This window comes from Dehalogenimonas sp. 4OHTPN, assembly GCF_040448695.1.
Lineage (GTDB): Bacteria > Chloroflexota > Dehalococcoidia > Dehalococcoidales > Dehalococcoidaceae > Dehalogenimonas.
This window is the reverse complement of record NZ_CP159307.1, coordinates 426,872-446,667: the sequence shown is the minus strand read 5'-3', so window position 1 is coordinate 446,667 and position 19,796 is coordinate 426,872. Positions and strand designations below refer to the sequence as shown.

Sequence of the window (19,796 nt, the reverse complement as noted above, 5' to 3'; positions counted from 1 at the left end):
CAGAAGCCCAGCCGGACCATTGGCTTTGAGACCGGAACCGGGCGCCGGTCTAAAATATTTAAGACCGGTAGACACGCGTGAATCTAAATAATTGTGGTATCCGGAGGGTTTGTCTGGTATATTCTGGGCTAACGCAGAACATGTTTTGGAACGCACCTCGAGGTAAAAGAAATGGAAAATTTAAGAGAAGAGATAAACTCCGCGGGGAACCTTACCTCGGTGATTGACCGGATGAGCCAGAACCTGAGCCGGTTCATTGAAGATGAAGGCGGGCGCATCCGACAGAAAGTCAGCGATGAGACCGCGCCCATTATCGCCCGGGCCAGGCATGAATATCAGGAGATGATGTTCCATTTCCTGGCGGAACAGGCCGAATCCGTCCGCCAGGAAGCCGCCGTCGCCTCGGTGGATATCGTGGCCAAAGCGATGGAAGAGAAGGAGCGTATTCTCAGCCAGGCGCGGGAGCAAGCCCAGGCGCAAATCGAGGCGATAGTTGCCGAACGCCGGGAGAAAATAGACCGGGATATCGCGGCTTACGCCTCTGTCTCGAAGCAGAACGCTGATTTCGCGGCGGAAGAATATCTTAAGATTGCCAGGGAGAAGGCTGACAGGGAGGCCGTCCGGATCATCGCCGAGAGTCAGGACAGGGCTGAGAACCTCATAATCGAATCTCATGAGCGGGCCAAAAGACAAGCAGCCGAAGTCGCCAAGGCCGAGGTGAAGCGTATCTTCGAAGACGCCCGCCGGGAAGCCGCCGGTATTGTTGAGGAAGCCCGGCGTAAAGCCGAGGAAGAGTCCCGCGCCCGACTTGAAAAAGCCAGCCGGGAGGCTAAACTGATGGCCGAAAAAGTCGCCAATGAAGCGATGAGGGACGCCATGTCCCGGCTCGGCGCCAGGCTCAAGGAATCCTTCAACAACACCATCGCTGACACCGAAACCGAACGTTGAAGAGCCAGGCTCAGCGGATGGTTCGTTTTAGCGTCTGCCGATTTGGCATCGCCAAAGCGGTTTAATGGCGCGTCGCTTATTAATCAGCCGCCCGGATGCGTCGGCTGACAGGTCTGATCCCGCAGGGATTTCCGGTACGCTTTCCACCCCGGACACCATGTCGTATGCCATCTCCAGATTCGGCTCATCAGGGATTTGGGATTTGCCTCGGCCTTCTTTCGCATGGAACATTCAGCGCAGTTGCTTGTTGTCATCTTAAAGCTCCTTTTCTATCACCGCGTGAAGAATCGTCTGCAGCATCAATCTACCCCCGTTGTCAGCGCCAACGAAACAGCCGTTTGAACGGTTTTTCACTGGTATATTGACCAGTAAGAGAATTCGGGAAAATACCCAACGCCATAGAATTCAGCCGCGTCGTCTGTTTGTTGAAGCATCCTATCGATGCGCCAGATTCAAATCGCGCCCGATGCGGAAGTGAATTTCCGCCAGGCTCAGATCAGGGTAATCGAAGTGAGTCTGGATGGTTCTGACCAGTACGGCATTGCGGGTACACTCATGGATAAAAGGCCGATACGAAGCCAGATAAGGCACAACAAGGTTATTAAACGCCGCCTGCTTCCTGGTTGGGCTCGTGAAACAGCGGCTGGTCGCGTTACCGGGGAAACCGTTGATCAGGTCGGCAAAGACATTTTCGGCGATATCACCGACGTTTGCCGAACCAACCGCGTACATGCACGTCCTGACTTTGCCATCAGGGCTGATATGTAAAAATGCCGGGTGATAGAAGCCTTTATCCCGGCAATCGGCTTTGTTGGACTGCCAGGCGTAGGCGCCGTTGTCCCTGGTGCACCCGCCGATGTCAATCGTTTCAGCGCTGACCGGCACCAGGTAATATAAAAATGAGCCGGCAGCCTTGCGGAGTTCGTTGATGATGCCCCCGATTTTAGCGGGGTCAACGCCAGTAAAGATGATCTGGTAGCCAATCCGCGCGATTTCGCACAGCTTTATTGCCGCAACCAGATTGTCGAAAAGATCGGCATTCAACATGCGTTCATCGTAGCTGAAGGCGAATTGCCCTAATCCGATAGATTTGAGGTAGTGCGCCAGGTCGAGCGGAGATTCAAACCGCCGCCCCGAGAGTTCAAGCCCGAATTTTCGGGACCACCAGCAGTTGGTGTTCAACCTATAAGGTATCCCCAACGACCCGGTATATTCGGCAATCTCGAAGAAATCGTTCCGGTGACCCAGTACTTCGCCGCCGGTGAAATTGACGCCTGATGTACATAATCCGCCAAGGTAAACTTGAAATACCGCACCTTTGACCGCCTGCGCGGATAGGTGCCCTCTGGTGAATCGGCGGATGCCTTGCTGCAGGCAGTGAGCGCAGTTCAAATTGCAGTCGTAGGTGAGTTCGAAATTGACGCCGGTGACCGCCAGAAGGGAGCAGCGGCTGCGGCCGGGCATCGGGTGTAACGAGATAAATCCGTATTTCAGCAACACGGGGACAAACTCCGCCATTTCCGGGACGGAAAAGCTAACGCCGGGGCTGTCGGCTTTTCGCAGAAACCGGCTGATTCGGCTGGCGCTTCCACCAGAAAGGCGCCTTAATCTATCATCCAGAAGAGATCGGCGGATCAGGTTCTGGAGAATGTGGGTCGGATAGAGATTATCAGCCAGCATGTCAACCAGTGCTATGTCCTGGGAAATCGGTCATCTACCGGCAAGAAAGAGGATGCCGTACGTTAGCTTCGGTGGTGGGCTACGGTGTACGACAGACAGAACTCCAGTGTTTGAGATCGAGTTTGATGCGTTATAATAGGTGGATCGTACCGTCTTCGCACGTTTTCGAGCGTGGTTAGCTATACCCGGGCGAGTTCCGCAACAGGAGAAACGCCTTGGGAAATGCTAAGTCTATTCCGCATACTATCTTTGAATCTAATGTGGGGAATATCCTTCAAATCATCATAAATACGCTGGAGGTTCTCCCGCACAATTATCTGCCGAATCCTGGCGTACTGTGGTTCATCGTATTCGGAAACTCCCATCCGGGCTATGTAGTTCATTGGCCCCACCCAGATGGACTCGGTAACATAAGGAAGGACAGTATCAATTAATTCCCTAGGATCATGATCCAAAAAAGGTTCGACGGATACGCTGGTTCTAAAAGATGCGTCATGAGCACATTTTAATGCTGTTAACCTCTCTGTAAATGTTGGGGCACCTGGTTCCCAGAAGGACAAGAGATCATTCTCAATTGATGTTATAGTGAACCTGAATTGTAGTTGAGGTCTAAATGCGGCGAATTTCGTAACGATTTCTTGGATTACAGGCAGGCTCGGCTTAGTGGTGATAAGAACGTCATTCCCAGACTTGAGTAATTCGGTGATTACTTTGAAACATGCATTTTTTATTTCTGGATCATCGATGATATCGTGGGTGCTCGGAAACATCACCCGACCAGGAAATTTCCTGTATTTCCCTTCAACTACACAATCGTTGACTACCATCACTTTCCAAGTTGCTTCATCAGTCCTACCGAATCGTTTCGCCATTATCTTCGCGTAGCAATAACGGCAATCGTGTCGGCAACCCTTTACGCAATTGACGTTATAGTCCGCCCACTCTTTTGTGCCGGAAGTGATCTCGCGAGCACTTGTGATTTGAGTTGTTGTCACTTTATATTGATATCCTCCATCGATAATAGTTTCAGGGAAATGGGCTTGAATTGAGCGGGTGGATCGACCTGAAGCCTGTCCGTAGTATACGGCCAATTTATCTGGTATAAGGGAACAAGTGCCCCCCAAGCATTGTTGTTTGGTATTTTACGAATGTACCCAACATGCTCCAGCCATTCCAGCATGCCCTGGCGATCGTTGGGTGTGGCTCCAATGTCGGAAAAATCACTGCACAGGTTATCACAAATTCCCTCTTCGTGTTCTGTAATGATTCTCCACAATATCTTCCATTCTGAAGGCCTCTTGGTTCCACTCAAGCCGATAAACAAATCAGGATGGGCTTTCCGAAACCTATCAAAGGCAGTTTTGTTGTCAGGTGTATATTTGGGATTACCTGTAACGTTGCAATAAAATTCGCGGGTAGCTCTTACTCCAACTTCATAATTTGAACAAAGAATCAAGTGGAAGATTTGATTAGTTTTAGGATTAAACGGCATCGGCAATACGTACCGAAACCACCTATGTAGTCGTTGCCTGTAGAACTCGACAAATGCCTGCTCTCTTTCATGTATCGGGTTGGCATTCAGGATCTGGTTACGCCATTGAACGGTGCCGAGAAGCGCGTCTGCCTCCAAGACAGCTTTTTGTTCGGCATCTGACCACTGGTTTGGATCCAATCCAGTTGGTAATCCTTTGAAATCACCTCTACCAAGGAACCAGTCGGAGGTAAAAAGAAACACGATCATTTCAGTGCCAGTTCTATAATAACTAGCTATTCGGGCTCGGGCGACTTGTTCAATCGTTGAATACTCCGCGCTTCTCAAGGGATCGAAAAAGAATAGGGCATTGCCGAGGCTGATATGACTGATATCTTGAAGAGCATCATCCAAAGATTTGTTGAGCAGATAGACTCCGGTACCGTTCGACGAAATCGATCCTTCAGCTGCGTTGGTATTTATCGATTTCCAACGTCGTTGAATCACTTTCTTTAAATGATCGAAACATATGGGATTCTTCTCAACAAGCACAATTTTGAGATTATATGCATTGGCATTTGAGGCTTTGAGTGCGAGTGCGTGGCCAGACGATCCTAATACAGTCTCGCCAGTATCTTCGATAAAAACTTCACCGGTTGCTGCATCGAGCTCGACAATCCCTGTCAAGTATTTGTGACCGACGGCTGGACCGCCAGAGGTTATTCCCCACCAAAAAGGGTAATATTGCCCAAGTACTTCACATTTCAATTTAGAACCAGTAAGTCCACTGAGACATATGGCATCTTGTTCGAACTCAAGTCCCATGTTCAGCCCCTCATTGTTTAATTATTGAACCATGAGTTTTGACCAATGTTGCCTGCAGTATTCGACAGCCTCTCTGGTAGTCAATAAACGTGTGGAATTGCCGACCCTGATATATAAATGTTCTGCACTATCCTTTTTAACATATACTGGCTTGGGAGATGGATTTGCCATCACTCGGCATATTTCCTTATCTTGAGAAACCGGGAAACTACACTGTATTAACGGGGCAGCTTCTTTCCCAAAATCGTTTAATAATAGTGTCATCAACCAGTTTTGAAAGCCATCGCGATTAGGTTTGTTAAGCGTCCTGTAGTCTGCATCCAATCCTAAGACCTCGTGTTGGTCATTGACGCCTACAAATAAAACCCCTCCCTCAGAATTCATAAATGCCGCACACGTTTTTACAATTTCATGTTCTAATTCTTTGTTGATGCGATTTTGTTTCAGGTCCCAACGAGCCGAAGACTTGTGTTCTAGATGAAGGTTTTCATCGGCGACAATTTCGGCAACCAACTGAACATCAGCGGATTTCGGGATAAGCGCTTTATAAGCCTCCAAAGCAGCTTTCCTAGTTTTTTCTGGCACTAGTGGGAATGTGGAAAGAACGTGAGCAAATTCTTCCTCGGTTAAATCGTAAAGGCGGGCTATCATGGCATCGAGTTCAGAGCGTATCTTTGCACGCTTATTGGGCTCGGTTACGCCATCCTGATACCCTTTTAAACCGGCTTCTTTTGCTAATTCATCGAATTCGGGCGTTGTACAGGTCAACTGAGCTGCCAATTTCACTACAGCCACATAAGCGGGGTCGGCTTCGGGTATCCGAGGCATGGATGATTGATAGATAAAAAATAGGGTTAGGTTGGCAGAGATTTTCTGCCGTATTGAGTAATCGAAAACAAAGCTATTGAGCAGTGCTGCCGCATACAACAACTGAGTAGAACTGAGGTTATTCCTCGATACATTTAGAGAATGACCTGCGAAAACGTTTCTTGGAATGATCGTGCATACGAAAGATCGTTCATTCGTACTTGACGCAATTGACCGATACGCGAGCCTGTATTGTTGATAATCTAGGCTCTGACCATAATCTTTGTTTTTTCCAAGAATGGCAATGCGACCCTCATTTTCGTCGACCCAATAACGTGGTTCTTCGAGTTGATGCTCGAATTGCCACATCATTTTTCCCTCAAATAACGTAAGACATTTTGCCCTCTTTTGGGTCTTAAACAAATAACTATCGTTTGTCATGTGGAATTCAGCACTCAGCTTCAAGTTCAATTTGCCAGGAATTTCCTCGCCAATTAATGGAAATTTGAGCATTTTTTCCGCAATACGTACATCCATCTCGCTTTTAAATTCCATAACGGACAAGGAATCGGGTGAGAGACGACGGATGAGACCAACAGAAATTTCTATCCCATTCTCCTGAGGAAAACGCTCAAGCTCTTCGACATCGTGACGCATGAATGCTGCCGGAAAACTTGACGTAGTGTTTCCTTTTTCGAAGGTCAAAACTACGAACTTAAAGCTCCGATGAACCCCTTCGAATATTTCTTTTCGGTTTTCAAAACCAAACAAACCAGTCACCGAAGTCTGTCCAAAGAGCATTTCGCGCAGTTGTTTCGTCCCCAAGTCAGTATATATGCCGCTCGGGATAACGATACCGCAGTATCCACCCTTTCGAAGTAGATTAAAGCACTGCTCTACGAAAAGCTTATATAGGTTGATGTCTGTTCCGGTTTTCTTGCCGTCCACGATGCTGATCTGATTCTTAAACTGCTCCGCCGAACGATAGAAAGCACTGACGTGCGGAAAACCGCTGAGGTATTTCAGCCAAGCGGATCGAATATCCGGATCCTGCAGCAATTTGGCCTGCTCCTTCTCGAACTCCTTGATGGTCATCTTCTTTTTAGTGACCAAGTCTGAATATTCCTCGAAAAACTCCTTGGCGTTGGGTTTGAAAATCTCCCAGGGCGGATTTGTGATGATGGCATCAAAACCACCGCGGGTATTCATCACCTCATCGAACTCATAACCCCAATGGAAAGGATGCAGTTCCTCGATATCGGGCATACGAACCGCTCGCTTTATTGGCTTGCCCTCGGATTTGGTTTTGGCGTCCCAAATAGCCTGCTCATACTTGATACCCAGCCGTCCGAACTCGTTCAATTCCAGGTCATTGAGGGACTTATACGCGTCACGACGGCTTTCATTGATTGCGTCACGAAGGGATTGAAGGTCCTTCGAGTATTTCGTGGTGTGGCGATATATGTCCAACTGGCGACGCTTTTCCTCAACCAGTTGATGATAGCTTTTCTGGAACATATGCCCTTGCTTGACCTGACTATCGAAGGCTTTTTCGTCGATCCTAAGCAAACCGATCAAGGAATTGCCGGGCAGTACATTGAAGTCGATATTGGGCAGCGGCTCTAGATGGTCAGCGGTTTCAACGGAAGCCACCAGAGCCAGGAACAGGCGCAAGCGGGCGATTTCCGTAGCTTCATCCATGATGTCCACACCGAACAGATTATCAGTGATGATGCTTCGCTTGATGAAATAAGCCAAACTGGGATGGGCCAAGCGCGTTTTCGCCAGCCATTCGGTCAAAGTTTTGTCGCCCAAGAATTCAATACGGCCAATAATACCGGTATAGAGATTTATTAACGTCTTCATGGCGGCAACCAGGAAAGCTCCCGAGCCGCAAGCCGGGTCGAGAAGCTTGAGTTTCGGCAGCACATCAAACAACAATTGCCGGCATAATGGAGCGTCTAGACCCATCAGTAAGCTAGGGACGCTTTCGAACCTCCTGTATGGTAGGACGCCTGGAATACCAGCAGTATTTACTTGCTCAAGGACCAGCCGGTAAACCGTTTGCTCGCACAGATATTCGGTAATTTCGGTGCGCGTGTAGTATGCCCCGAAGGCTTTCTGGTTGATGTACTTTTCAAAAATATAACCCAGAACATCGGGATTAATCTCTTTGTCGTTGCCGCTGGGAGTGTCATTCAGGTTCCAGCTGTAGGAAGCAAAGAGATTAAACAGGTTCTCGAATGCCACATCTGGGACGTCGATATGATATTTCAAATTTTCCTCAACGTTGTGAGGAAGAAACAAACCGCCATTTAGATAACGCACTTTGCCGAGCAGCGCTTTTGCCTCATGAGTGCGCTTGTCTTCGGGCTTCGCGAAGCCCTCGAAAAAGAGGACTTTGAGAAATTGGGTGTAATAAAGGTTTGTACCGCGAGCCTGACTAGCCGCGAGATGCTGCTGCAGGTACACGGTGTTCCCGTTGTCTATGAAAGACTTGCGCTGAAGGAAGTAAATGAACATCAAGCGGTTGAGCAGAACCGAGGCGTACCAGTGCCGGTCGCGCTCATCGTCAATGCCTTGAATGAGGTCTGTGAATTCCAGGCGTTGGGAATCGAATTCGACGTAGAATTTCTTGGTCACGCGCTCAACGTCAAGCGCTTTCTTCAACCTGGTGACAATCTCTACGACGCCGATATCACCATGATCGTCGAGCTCGGAAATATCCACAACCATGCTGTTTAAATTACTCAGGAACAGGTCGCCGGGCTGGCCTTTCACGTAAAGGTGAAATCGAGGGAATAGATGTTTGCCATCTCGCTTTACCCAATACCATAGGCTCTGGGTACGCTGACCATCGATAAAAATCAAAAGATTCTCATGGTGGTGGGCGGATACCTGTTTGTGCAAAGCCGCCTGGGTTTTACCATCCGGGATTCTTCCATTGGGCGCAGTTATCTCAAAAACGGCGACACCTGCCAGTTGTGCAATCTGCCTGCGCGAGAAAGGCTCTCCTTGATAATCCATAGAGATTGCTTGCCGGCTGGAAGGGTTGGCCCATCCAAGCTCTTCGATAAACAACCTGGGAAAATCGAAATCCTGCAAAAGATCGCGAGCGTGATTTAGATTTAAACCCATTTTTACTCTCCCGATCCTTCAGTAAATAAACCCAAAGAGCAGATGATGCGAGGTTCCTGTGTCTCGATTTCTTCCTCTTTAAGACTGAGACGGCCTTCTTTGCGTAGGTCAATCACCATGTTAGCAAAGGTTTCTTCAGAAACGCCCGTTTTCAACTGCCGGTTCAGAGCATCTGTAGCTATTGGGCGCAGGGGATATTTGTAGATGTCATCGATTGTTCGTGATAAATCATCGGTAGCAAACAGCGGCTTGTTCTTTTTCAGGTCACCGTAATAGGTTTTCAGACGCTCGTAGGTCCTGTACCGGGCTCCCGACGGGCGGCCGAGTTGTCCTCCGGTAGCCTTGTCCTGCTCAAAGATATGCTCCAGGCCTCGGAGTACCAACTCGTGGTGACTTTCATAGCGTTGTTGCGCTGGAGTTGCCAATTCACACTCTGCGGCTTTAAGGATGGCGACTTGCGATTGTGTTACACTTTCGCCCTTTTTATTGACCCATACTAGCGAGTCATTCCCTTCTGCAGTCTTGGCGTAGACCAAAACCCCTTCCGGTGAACGAGTACTTCCGACATGTTTTTTTGTGGCAAATACGACATCAGGCAGGGCTTTCACTTTTTTAGCCAGCTCCACGTTGTCTCTGGTAGCGTTGTGCCATATTTGATAGGCGTAGGATGACAAGTCAACTTCGGTGTCCGGCTCTGCATCAAGTATCCCAGACTTTTCTGTGTAGAAATGTTGTAGAGTCTTCTGGTTGAAATCATCCTCGAAGAAGAGTTCGTCGGAACCGACTACTTCGCTGTTCTCTTGAAGCCGCTGCTTCACCTTTGCTCGTAAACGAATAATCCTTTCAAGTCCATCTGCAGGAAGGAACGAATAACAACGGATCTCCTCAGCTTTCTGTCCAATGCGGTCGACACGGCCGACGCGTTGTATCAGGCGGACTAACGCCCAAGGCAGGTCGTAATTGACTACGATCGCCGAATCCTGAAGGTTCTGGCCTTCAGAGAGAACATCGGTGGCAATTAGGACTCGAAGCTCATCGGAAGGCTTAACGGGTTTTTCATTGCTGACAGGTGAAAAACGCCAAGCAAGTTCAGTGGGGTCTTCCGACTGACCTGTAACACCGACGAGTTGACCAATGCCGTTTCTCTTTAGCTCCTGGGACAAATATCGGACCGTATCAGCAAACTGGGTGAATATTAGAACCTTTTCTTGTGGATGGTCGACTCCGACTAATTTGATCAAAGACGAAAGCTTGGTGTCTCGGTCGGGGTTCCATTCGCCAAACTCCTGCATGAGAGCGATCAGGGATCGGGAATCGGTCAGGAGTTCCTGTTTAAGCGAATTGGTGAACAGGGCTGGCTTTAGCCATTTGAATCGTTTCTGCTTCGAATGCCTATATACTTCGTAGACAGCCTTCGCTGTGGCCACGTACCACTCCTCGGAATAGGGATGATACCTTTCTTCTTGAACCTGCTCGTTCTCGGCGCTATCGCCGTCCTCTTCAAAATCGAAAGCGGTTTGAGCCTCGTTTGCGATGTCCGGTTCCTCGTCGTTTACACTCTCCATTAGTAGCTCTGCGCCCTGAATGCCGATTGGTAGTGGCAGGTTGTGTTCGATGGCGTAAGAATAAACAAAATTACGGATGATATGCCGGTCTAATGATAGAAGAAACGATTGCCCGCTACTTTCAAGACGCTTGAAGAGGTTGGTGCGGCAAAACCCCATGAGCCGTTTGCCGGCTTTGCAAAGGTTGTCTAACTGTTTGGCCTCGTCGCGGCTTGCAGAAGCCTGCGCATTACTTGAGATATAGTTTCCTAGCCCATAACGTGGAAGTGAGAGATGATTGATAATGGCGACAACTTTATCGGAGTAAAGACGAGCATAGGGATCTTTCGCATCGTTCTCGTTGAACCTGAATTGGACCTTCTTTGGGATTCGATCAGGGAAATAGTATCGGCGGCCATCTTCAAAAACCAGGTATTTCCGGCCAGTGGATTCGTCGGTGTAAGCGTAGTTCTCTTTGATGAAAGTCCGGGTGCGACGGACCATGTAAAGACGCATAAGGTCGCGCCAGTCATCCGCGTATTCGCTCTTTTCGAAGGCAGCCAGCGATCTTATGAGCGCTTGATGACGGCGGATGAACTCAACTTCTCCAATGTCTTTAATGTATCGCTCAGGGCGAATGCCCAAGTCAACATCGGGCGGCACGAATAATTGAAGTTGTGAAGCCAGATCAAGATAGGTCTTGTTGTAAGGAGTCGCAGACAGTAGGATGCACTTGCTGTCGTTACGTTTGATGTATTCCTGGATTACCCGGTACTTTTTCCCCTCGCGGTTTCTCAAGTTCTGGCTTTCATCGATGACCACGATGCGATACCGCCGCTCTTCGGGAAGGTCGTTCATTACCCTACTAACCGATAACACCTTCGCTCTGAGTTGGTAGTGATGGACATAACCCTGCCACATCTTGACTAAGTTTTTTGGGCAGATGATCAAGGTTTCAAGATTAAGGTCATCTTCCAGGAGCTTCGCCACGGCGCTGGCCATAAGGGTTTTACCCAGGCCGACAACATCGCCGATTAACACACCGCCGCGCTTATTAATGTGGTGGGCTGCGATTTTTACCGCGTTTGTCTGGAAGGCAAGAAGGCGCCCTTGGAAAATGGCCGGTAGCTTGAATTCGTCCAAGCCTGAGCGGGCCTCCTGGGCTAGATGATATGCCATTTTGAGGTACACGTAGAAAGGTGGCAGTGGCTCCGGTCTTGCCCAACTGTTCTCGATGATATCGATAAGTTCTTCGGTAATGTCGAAGCACCAATTGTCGTTCCAACGATCGTTGAACCATTTGGCTAATTTGTTGCAGGCATCATGCTCAAGGACATCAACGTTTAATTCCCCTTGATTGGCTAACCCCGCGAGAGTGAGGTTGCTGCTTCCGAGGAAACCGGTGATCGGATTGTTAAGATCATGGCGGTGAAGGAGATAAAGTTTGGCATGTAAAGGGTGCTTTAAAAACAATTTCACCGACAGTTGTTTTTTCTTTAAGTGGGTGACTAACCTTCGTAGCGATTGTTCATCGTGATTGTTCGGGGCTCCCATGATCAGCTGTTTCCGGAAACTATCGGCTAACTGCCGTTGAAGGCGTTTCAATGAAGGGGCATCGACGGTTTTTCCGGATTGTGAAATGCTTAATGACTCTGCGAGTTCGTCATCGGCGAGTTTCTGCATTCCAATTAGCAGCCTGCAGCAATGTCCCTCACCGCCTTCCCAAGTGTCGATTCCATCTTGGATCTTGCTCCAGCCACGCAGATTGAAAAAGCCGACACAAAAGTCGGCTTTTTCTGATACAGCGAGAGTCTCTTTTATCGCGGGTAGAAGGCTTTGCTCGATGTTGTCGAAGATTCGCGGCATCTTCCCTGATTCCTATTCAGTCGGTATTACGTCTCGGCAATTAGCGCCCATTGTAGACCAACCCGGCACCCTAAGCAATCATGGCGTTTATCGCACTTTCAGTAATGACATCACAAGGTTTCCGTGTCGAGGTTAAGTAATATGTCTACGGACCACGAGGCGGCAAATATCTCAGACTAATTGTTACCAAAAAAGGGGAGTTGTGCGAGCACCAACTCCCCTTTTGAATAAGAATGTCCGGATTCAAGCCACCAGGGCGAGCTGGTCGCCGCATTTGATCCGGTGTTGTTCTTCTGCTACGGCGCCATTAGGCAAAGACTCCCGGACAGCTTTTATCGAGCTTCTTATGTGGTCGATGCGTCCGATGCTGCTGATTAGATGTACTAGGCGTTCATCGACGTATTGCGGAATATCAGCGATTCCTCTAGCTGCGATCGCCACAAGCCTGGCCTGTTCCAATGGCTCGGCGGCCTGATCAATTAATTCTTCGACCATATCCATCGCCTCGCTAACTTTAAGAGCGCTCCATCTGATAGGCAAGGTTACACCTCCATTCGGGCACGTTAGCCCTTCATATTCGCTGGCGATTGATGACCCTGTGCCGGCGGACAGGGGCTATTGGGCTAGTATTCGTCCGGAAACAGGATCGTCGTCGCTGACCGGTCGGCCTCGGTGATGACCCAGATTTTGGGCAACCCCGCGGCCGTGTATGCTGAAAACAGCCTGAAGCCATTTTTAAGGCTTAGCTCGTTCTCCTTCTTATCGGCTTCGTCGAGGTCGCCCCAATCACCTTTAGCATGGCGGTTCAAGGAACGGCGCATGAATTCGGTAAACTCGGGCTTCTCACCGGCCAGGGCAAAAACTCCCCGGGTGGCCACCACTTGGCCAAGCGGGACAGTCGGATTGATTACCAGTAGTGCTTCCATGTTTATCACCCCCTTCCTTTAGCGCCCGTTTTCTCCTTTCGTCATTGGTCTTGCCCGGTTTTCAGCCAAAACGAAAGGGGATGTTCCCGCCGCTATGGGGCAGGACATCCCCCTTACAAAAAGAAAGCACAAAAAGGGGCACTAGGCCCCTTCATGTGCGGCTGTTTTGCGAGTTCAAGCGTTTCAGTTCAGGTTTTTCAGGCTACGGCGACTGGTTCTTTCGCCTTAATGTGCTTCTTGGCCTTCGGCTTCTCGGCTTTCGTGATGGCCTCGGCCTCGGCGACGGCTTGGGCGACTTCCTCGGCGGGTACTGGCTCGGTTGGTACTTCCGGCGTAACTGCCTCGGCTGTCTCGACCTTCGGCTCGACGGGTTCGACCGGCTGGCTTGCTTCGGCCTTAGCGGGTTCGGCGGTCTTGGTCGTGTCCGTTGGCTTCTTGACTTCCGGTAGAAGCATCGGCATGACCACCAACTCATAGTCCGGCGCGGTGAAAAGCATCGGCGACCTTGCGTCCTTGACCTTAAGCTCCACCATCCCGCCACAAGCCCTCAGAGCTTCGGCGAGGTATCCGCCGTCAAGCCGTATCTTGATAGGCTCGCCGGTGGTATCGGCGGGTATTTCAGCCGTCCCCTTATCGTCGGTGTTGCCGACGACCACCTTGCCGTCCCCGATGGTGAGGTCTAAGGCGTAGGCTTTGACGTTGGCGACGACCTTGAGCGAGCTAACCGCCTTTATTGCTTCATTGGTGTCGAAGCTGGCGCGGATGCCGGTGTCGGCGGGTATGAGCTTCTCGTAGTCCGGGAAGTTCCCGCCGCATCCCCGCCACGTGTAGCGGATTAGCTCCGTGTCGAGGACTAGGCTCATCGGGTCTTTGTCGCCGTTCTTTTCCAGCGACAGTCTTACCCGCCGCGCCCGCCTGAGAGCGCCGGTGACGCCTTTAAGGTCATCGCGGCTTACGAGCACCTGTCCCTCATCCCCGTCGAAGGGTAGTCTCATCATGGCGAGTCGGTAGCCGTCGGCACTCACTAGGGTGAGCTTGCCGTCTTTCACCCGAAAGAGAACGCTCTGGAGAATGGGGCGGGCGGTCTCATCCGAGGTGAAGGGCAGCACCCTTGAAAGGGCGTCCGATAGCTCCGTCGCGCCGAGGTTGGGGCTGACCGAGTTCGAGGGGCTTACCCTTATGTCGCATAGGGTAAGGGGTGTCTTGTCGCCGACCCAGGCCATGTGTTCGAGGTAACTGGTGTTACTTCCGCAGACCACCTTGAGGCATTTTCCGGCGACCCGCGATACGCTGGCATCGCCGTTAGACGGGACGATTTTCACGATGTTAGACCCGCCTAAAGACTTAAGGTAGGTGAGAAAGCCTTTCCGCCCGATAGTGAGGTCAAGAAGCATCGCCCTTTCGGCGAGTGTTCTCGATAAGGCGCTTACCAGTACCGCCTTGTGCGCTAAAAAGCCCTGACCTGAACGCTTGCCCTCGATATTCAGTTGTTCGATTGTCCGACCCCCTCTTGCTATCCGATAGGTGGGCAACTCCATCGGCTTCGCTCTAGTAGTAAGCTACCGGCTACCCGCAATTCGCTGGCATAGCCGAAGCTCCCACTGTATTAGTTGCGAAAACAGGCGAAAACGGGACATCTGAAAACAGCTTTTTTTGTTCCCGTTTCCGAAAGCGGTTGATATACCGCCGTTCCGTTTCGTCCAAAGGCAACCCGTCACGCCGCTTTTCGGCAATGGCGATTAGCCTGTCGGGGCATTGGAGTAAGAAGGTATTGGCATCCAGCCAGGCATCGAGGTCCAAAGCCCTGTCATCGGCAATCAGATCGCCGAGTTCGGTAGTGTTGCCTTCGTCGTCTATGACGGGCTTATTCAGGCTTTCGAGCTTGACCGCTTTGGGGCAGGCCGAAAACAGCCAGTTCTCTTTACACTTCTGCCGCTGTGCTTTGCTACAGTCCCCGCAGGTTAGGCCGTTGTCTATCCGGTAACGTTTCCGCCAGTAGAGAGCTTGGGTGCGGCTGGCGATGCGATACATGGCCGCTTCGGTGAACGGATGATGGCCGTTATTCCGCTCGACATCGGCGAGGGTGATGATGATGTCGTGGAGAAGGTCATCACGCTCGTCCGGCTTGGCCTTGTGGCTGAACTTCGAGGCGATGGAATAGAAGGTAAGCCAGTTGCCGGAAAGATGGTCATAACCATTGCCGAAAGCATCGGCTTGCTTTGGAATTGGGGTTCGATTAGACTTGAAGCTACGCAAGGCGCTTGTTTTAGTGGTCTGACAGGTGGCGACCTTTCCGCACCATCGGCAAACGCCTTGCCTTTCTTTGAGTACCCAAACCCTGTGACACCGGCTACAGAAGCCCCCAGGCCGGTTCTGTTCCCCCGCTACTGTTACGCTTGAACTCACGCTTTCCCCCTTTCGGGCAAGCGTTCAGGTCAAGGTTTTTTGTTCAGTTGTTAAGGTGCGTTTTTGCGTGTTTTTCCAGCTTCATTGTCAAACAAAAAGTCACTTTGTTCATCCTTAAGAAATAGCTGTATTCACACCCCTCCCCCGGGGAGAATTAATAATCAGAAAATAAAAAAAGGGGAGCTTGAAGCTCCCCTTCTGGTGTCTGGATGACTCTGGTTATGTTGATAGATCAGAAGGTTCTACACGCCGACCTGGGAACAGCGTGTACAAAACGTCATTAAGTGTTCTGAAGAATGAGCTTGTAAATAGGGCTCTATGCGGCAGTCGCAGGTATAAATTTGATGTTGCCTGTGCTGCAATATTTCGCTGTGGTAGTGGTCAATGGATACCTACCGCATTTTTTCAGAACAAGACTAGTAGAGGTAGAGTCGCAAGCAATCGGATCGAATCGGCCACCAACTCACTCCAACATCTCATCATCAACACAAAAAGATTAATCTAAGATTTGATGGGAGGCATACTTTTGAACTGCCTCCCATGTTGATCTTTGATCAATAGCGCCTAGCTCGGCGTTTTAACTGTTCGGCTTTGGCTACTTCTATCGAGAGTGGTTTGTCAATATAACCCATGTAACCACACTGGATACAAGCTGTAATAAGGACCATACTCGTCACTACCATCAAATAGGTCAACGACACGACATCTGGGGCAGCTCTGAGATCGATCACATTACACAGCACCTCTCAGATGGTTTTTTGCTAATTTATTCCCAATCGAAGGTGCAACCATTCACCCCTCAAAGCTCGAATGTCCGTCGTTTAATCCCGGCGCCCGCCCATCAGGAGCAAGACATAGTATAAAAGCTGCCCCACCGCAGCCAGAAGGGCGGCTACATAGGTCAGTGCGGCAGCCGAAAGAACGGCCGAAGCACCGGAAGTCTCCGAGACCGAGGCTAACCCGGTGGACCTCAGCATCGCCTTGGCCCGGGCTGAAGCGTCGAACTCCACCGGCAGGGTAATCAGGGTGAAGAACACAGCAACGCCAAAGAGAGCCACGCCGAACCAGGCAAGATTAAGCCCGAAGGCAGTGCCCATGCTGTAAAGAATCAGCCCGGCGAAGACCAGGATCCAGCCGAAGTTAGAGCCGATGCTGGCCACCGGCGCCAGGGCGTTCCTGAGCTGCAGCGGGGCATAGGCCTTGGCGTGCTGAACGGCATGACCGACCTCATGGGCAACGATGCCGAGAGCGGCTACTGAGGGCTTGTTGGCCACATCAGGCGACAGGCGCAGGACGCGGACGCGAGGATCATAGTGGTCGGACAGTTTGCCCTTGGTGATCTCCACCTGCACGTTCTGCAGATTGTTTTGGTCGAGTAGCCAGCGGGCTGCCACCAGCCCGGTCATGTTGCGGTCATTAACCACCTTGGAATACTTGCCGAAGGTGGATGAAACCTTCCACTGCGCGTAGAGCATTAGTAGCAGTGGGGGTATGAACGTGAGCAACCAGAGTTCCATTTCAAACCTCCCTCATAAAAAGCTTCGTATCCAGTCTCTCCAAGTCCACTATCTCCAGATGATGCCTGCTGGTAAGCCTAAGTAGTCTCTTTCAACTTGCCATACCCCAAAGCATGCAACACATCACCGACCGTGTGCTCTTGTTCCAAACGATGTCGCATCGGGATCTCAGGGTGGACTACATAGCTGTTACGCCTGCCTTCTTTGTGCCTTTCGATATATCCAGCTGTCTCTAAATCGGTAATGATGTGTTGCACTGCTCTTATGCTTAATCCCGCTTTCTCTGCAAGCTGCTGAGTAGTGGTTCTGGGATGCATAGCAACATAGACCAAAATGCGTCCATGATTAGTAAGGAATGTCCACTCCTTAGGCGTCATACCATAATTACCTCTTTTACTGACCTTGACCGCATAATTGATGGCGTGCTAATATATACGCAACATAATGCACGTATTATAGCTCATATGACTACTAAGTTCAAGCACCACAAGGACCACTGCGGCCTCGATAGATTGGAGACAATCAGGGCTCGATAGATTATTTTATGGCCGTTATAGGCGGCAAAGGATACTGAGTTGGACATCGGCATCTGGCCTTGGATTCTATTCAACGTCTTCCTAATCATCATGCTGGCGCTGGATCTCTTCGTTTTTCACCGCCATGCTCATGTCATCAAACTGAAGGAAGCCCTCGGCTGGGTGGCTTTGTGGGTCAGTCTAGCAGTGCTCTTTGGCATCGGCATATGGGTATTCGCAGGGTCATCGCATGCCGTTGATTTCTTCAGCGCCTATATCGTTGAGGAATCCCTTTCCGTTGATAACCTATTCGTTTTTTTGATGCTCTTTACCTACTTTTGCGTGCCACGAGAGTACCGTCATCGGGTTCTTTTCTGGGGTATTGTCGGAGCAATACTAATGCGTGCCGCTTTCATCTTCGGCGGCATTGCCCTGATCAATAATTTCAGTTGGATAATCTACGTCTTCGGCGCCTTCCTTGTCTTCACCGGCATCCGCATGGGGATGAAAAAAGAGGGAGATCCTCACCCGGAGGCCAATCCAGTTCTTAGATTACTACGCCGCTTCCTGCCGATGAGCCATCAGTACAACGGTGACAAGTTCTTCACAGTGGAGAACGGGCGCCGCCTGGCCACTCCGCTGCTGGCCGTGCTCGTCGCCGTTGAGACCACCGACATCATTTTTGCTGTAGACTCAATTCCTGCGGTGTTGGCAATAACCACCGATCCGTTCATCGTCTATACCTCTAACATGTTCGCCATCATGGGCTTGCGCTCCATGTACTTTGCCCTTGAAGGCTTCGCTAATCGCCTCTATTACCTGCATTACGGCTTGGCGGCGGTGTTGGTCTTTCTGGGTACGAAGATGCTCCTGTCCGGTATCTTTCATGTTCCCACGTTTTTATCCCTTCTCATCATCACCTCGATACTGGTCATAGCTGTTATTGCCTCCCTTAAGCGCCCTCCTCAGGCAGACACGCCAACCGATCTCACATGTCCTATCAATACAGGTAAAAAAGGGGAATGATGCAATAATCGGATCACAGGTCAGGTTTTGGGTGATTGAATCTACTGACGGTCTTCTGATAGTAACCATTTTTTGGTGACTATGGGGGTTTTGGCAAGCCGAACACCAACTTCAAGGTCATATACCTGGGTTTCACGCCTGGTCCACCATCACCAAATGGTGGTGATTTCCTGCTGTTAGCCAGTCAGCCTGCGAGGACTTTTAGTGGTAGGAGTGCTAAGTATGGAAGATTTTGAACGTTTGATCGCTGGCTTCAAGGTGTTTCGCGAGAAATACTTCAGCGCCGAAAGTCCGTGGTTAGATACTCTTCAGCAAGGGCAAAACCCCAAAACTATGATCATCGGGTGCTCTGACTCCCGTGTCGACCCCGCCATGCTTACCAACTCTGTGCCGGGGGATATCTTTGTTGTCCGCAATGTCGCTAATCTGGTGCCGCCTTACGAGGTCAGTGGAGGTCAGCATGGCGTCAGCGCCGCTCTGGAGTTTGCCGTTTGCCACCTTTTGGTGGAGCATATCATCGTGCTGGGCCATTCACAATGCGGCGGTATCAATGCGCTCATGGCTGACACCTGCGGTTACAATGGTGGCGGATTCATCACCCGATGGATGAACATCGCCGCTCCTGCACGCGAGCGGGTGTTGGCTGATTTACCGGATAAAAAGCCTGAGTTTCAGCAACAGGCGGTGGAGCAAGCCTCTATCCTCCTGTCTCTCGAAAACCTCCACTCCTTTCCCTTCATCGCCCATCGAGTGAGCGAGGGCGCACTTTCACTTCATGGTTGGTACTTCAATCTTAAACGCGGCGACCTGCTGGAATATCATGCCGGCCGTGGGGTGTTTGAGACGTTGACGTCGTAGGTCAGATTGAGCCTGAGATACAACTGAGTCGCTAGTAGGTCGATTCCAAGACCACGCCGGCGCAGGTGGCCGAAGCATTGAAGATCACTAAGAACTCGGCCAACTACAACCTGAACCTCGTTAGGCAAAGGCTATACATCTTCACATCCACAATCAGGGAATCTACCGAAAAGAAGTCTGTGAATTATGCGGCACGGCGATACCAAAGCCCAGGCCGAGGCCTACCGCGACCGGGTCTTCACGGCCATGGGCGATCGGCGCCATCTTAG

14 protein-coding genes are annotated in these 19,796 nt (G+C 50.4%); 3 read left to right on the top strand and 11 right to left on the bottom strand.

Going from position 1 to position 19,796, the window contains the following annotated elements; translation table 11 throughout:
• The first annotated feature begins 171 nt into the window (after positions 1–171).
• On the top strand, positions 172–948 hold the full coding sequence (locus tag ABV300_RS02385; RefSeq protein ID WP_353714951.1) for a hypothetical protein: 777 nt from the start codon (positions 172–174) through the stop codon (positions 946–948).
• Between the two features lie 435 nt (positions 949–1,383).
• Here the strand turns inward: ABV300_RS02385 and ABV300_RS02380 are convergent, their stop codons facing one another.
• From ABV300_RS02380 to ABV300_RS02330, 11 genes are all read right to left on the bottom strand, one after another.
• Entirely contained in the window at positions 1,384–2,628 is a 1,245-nt protein-coding gene (locus ABV300_RS02380) for a 4Fe-4S cluster-binding domain-containing protein (RefSeq protein ID WP_353714950.1), read from the bottom strand.
• A 179-nt stretch (positions 2,629–2,807) separates the two neighbouring features.
• A complete protein-coding gene (locus ABV300_RS02375; protein WP_353714949.1) occupies positions 2,808–3,623 on the bottom strand; it encodes a radical SAM protein in 816 nt (271 codons plus the stop codon).
• Positions 3,620–4,924: a three-Cys-motif partner protein TcmP gene (gene tcmP, locus ABV300_RS02370; protein WP_353714948.1), complete on the bottom strand. Its 1,305-nt coding sequence runs from the start codon at positions 4,922–4,924 to the stop codon at positions 3,620–3,622. The genes ABV300_RS02375 and tcmP overlap by 4 nt, the downstream gene beginning before the upstream one ends.
• Before the next feature lie 21 nt (positions 4,925–4,945).
• The gene (locus ABV300_RS02365; protein WP_353714947.1) at positions 4,946–8,869 is read right to left on the bottom strand and encodes an RNA-binding domain-containing protein; all 3,924 of its coding nucleotides are present in this window, start codon (positions 8,867–8,869) and stop codon (positions 4,946–4,948) included.
• Between the two features lie 2 nt (positions 8,870–8,871).
• Positions 8,872–12,279 (bottom strand): helicase-related protein, encoded by a 3,408-nt coding sequence (locus ABV300_RS02360; RefSeq protein WP_353714946.1) that lies wholly within the window; start codon positions 12,277–12,279, stop codon positions 8,872–8,874.
• A gap of 243 nt (positions 12,280–12,522) precedes the next feature.
• Positions 12,523–12,819, bottom strand: a complete 297-nt coding sequence (locus tag ABV300_RS02355) for a hypothetical protein (protein WP_353714945.1) — start codon at positions 12,817–12,819, stop codon at positions 12,523–12,525.
• Between the two features lie 83 nt (positions 12,820–12,902).
• Entirely contained in the window at positions 12,903–13,205 is a 303-nt protein-coding gene (locus ABV300_RS02350) for a hypothetical protein (RefSeq protein ID WP_353714944.1), read from the bottom strand.
• 197 nt (positions 13,206–13,402) lie between these two features.
• Positions 13,403–14,743: a hypothetical protein gene (locus ABV300_RS02345; RefSeq protein ID WP_353714943.1), complete on the bottom strand. Its 1,341-nt coding sequence runs from the start codon at positions 14,741–14,743 to the stop codon at positions 13,403–13,405.
• Positions 14,744–14,771: 28 nt separating this feature from the next.
• Entirely contained in the window at positions 14,772–15,461 is a 690-nt protein-coding gene (locus tag ABV300_RS02340) for a hypothetical protein (RefSeq protein WP_353714942.1), read from the bottom strand.
• Between the two features lie 971 nt (positions 15,462–16,432).
• Positions 16,433–17,128, bottom strand: coding sequence for a zinc metallopeptidase (locus ABV300_RS02335; RefSeq protein WP_353714941.1), 696 nt, complete (start codon positions 17,126–17,128; stop codon positions 16,433–16,435).
• Positions 17,129–17,205: 77 nt separating this feature from the next.
• Positions 17,206–17,505 (bottom strand): winged helix-turn-helix domain-containing protein, encoded by a 300-nt coding sequence (locus tag ABV300_RS02330; protein ID WP_353714940.1) that lies wholly within the window; start codon positions 17,503–17,505, stop codon positions 17,206–17,208.
• Between the two features lie 198 nt (positions 17,506–17,703).
• Between ABV300_RS02330 and ABV300_RS02325 the strand changes: the two genes are divergently transcribed.
• Together ABV300_RS02325 and ABV300_RS02320 are read left to right on the top strand one after the other, a co-directional pair.
• Positions 17,704–18,669, top strand: coding sequence for a TerC family protein (locus tag ABV300_RS02325; protein ID WP_353714939.1), 966 nt, complete (start codon positions 17,704–17,706; stop codon positions 18,667–18,669).
• Positions 18,670–18,891: 222 nt separating this feature from the next.
• The gene (locus ABV300_RS02320) at positions 18,892–19,527 is read left to right on the top strand and encodes a carbonic anhydrase (RefSeq protein ID WP_353714938.1); all 636 of its coding nucleotides are present in this window, start codon (positions 18,892–18,894) and stop codon (positions 19,525–19,527) included.
• The last annotated feature ends 269 nt before the right edge of the window (positions 19,528–19,796 follow it).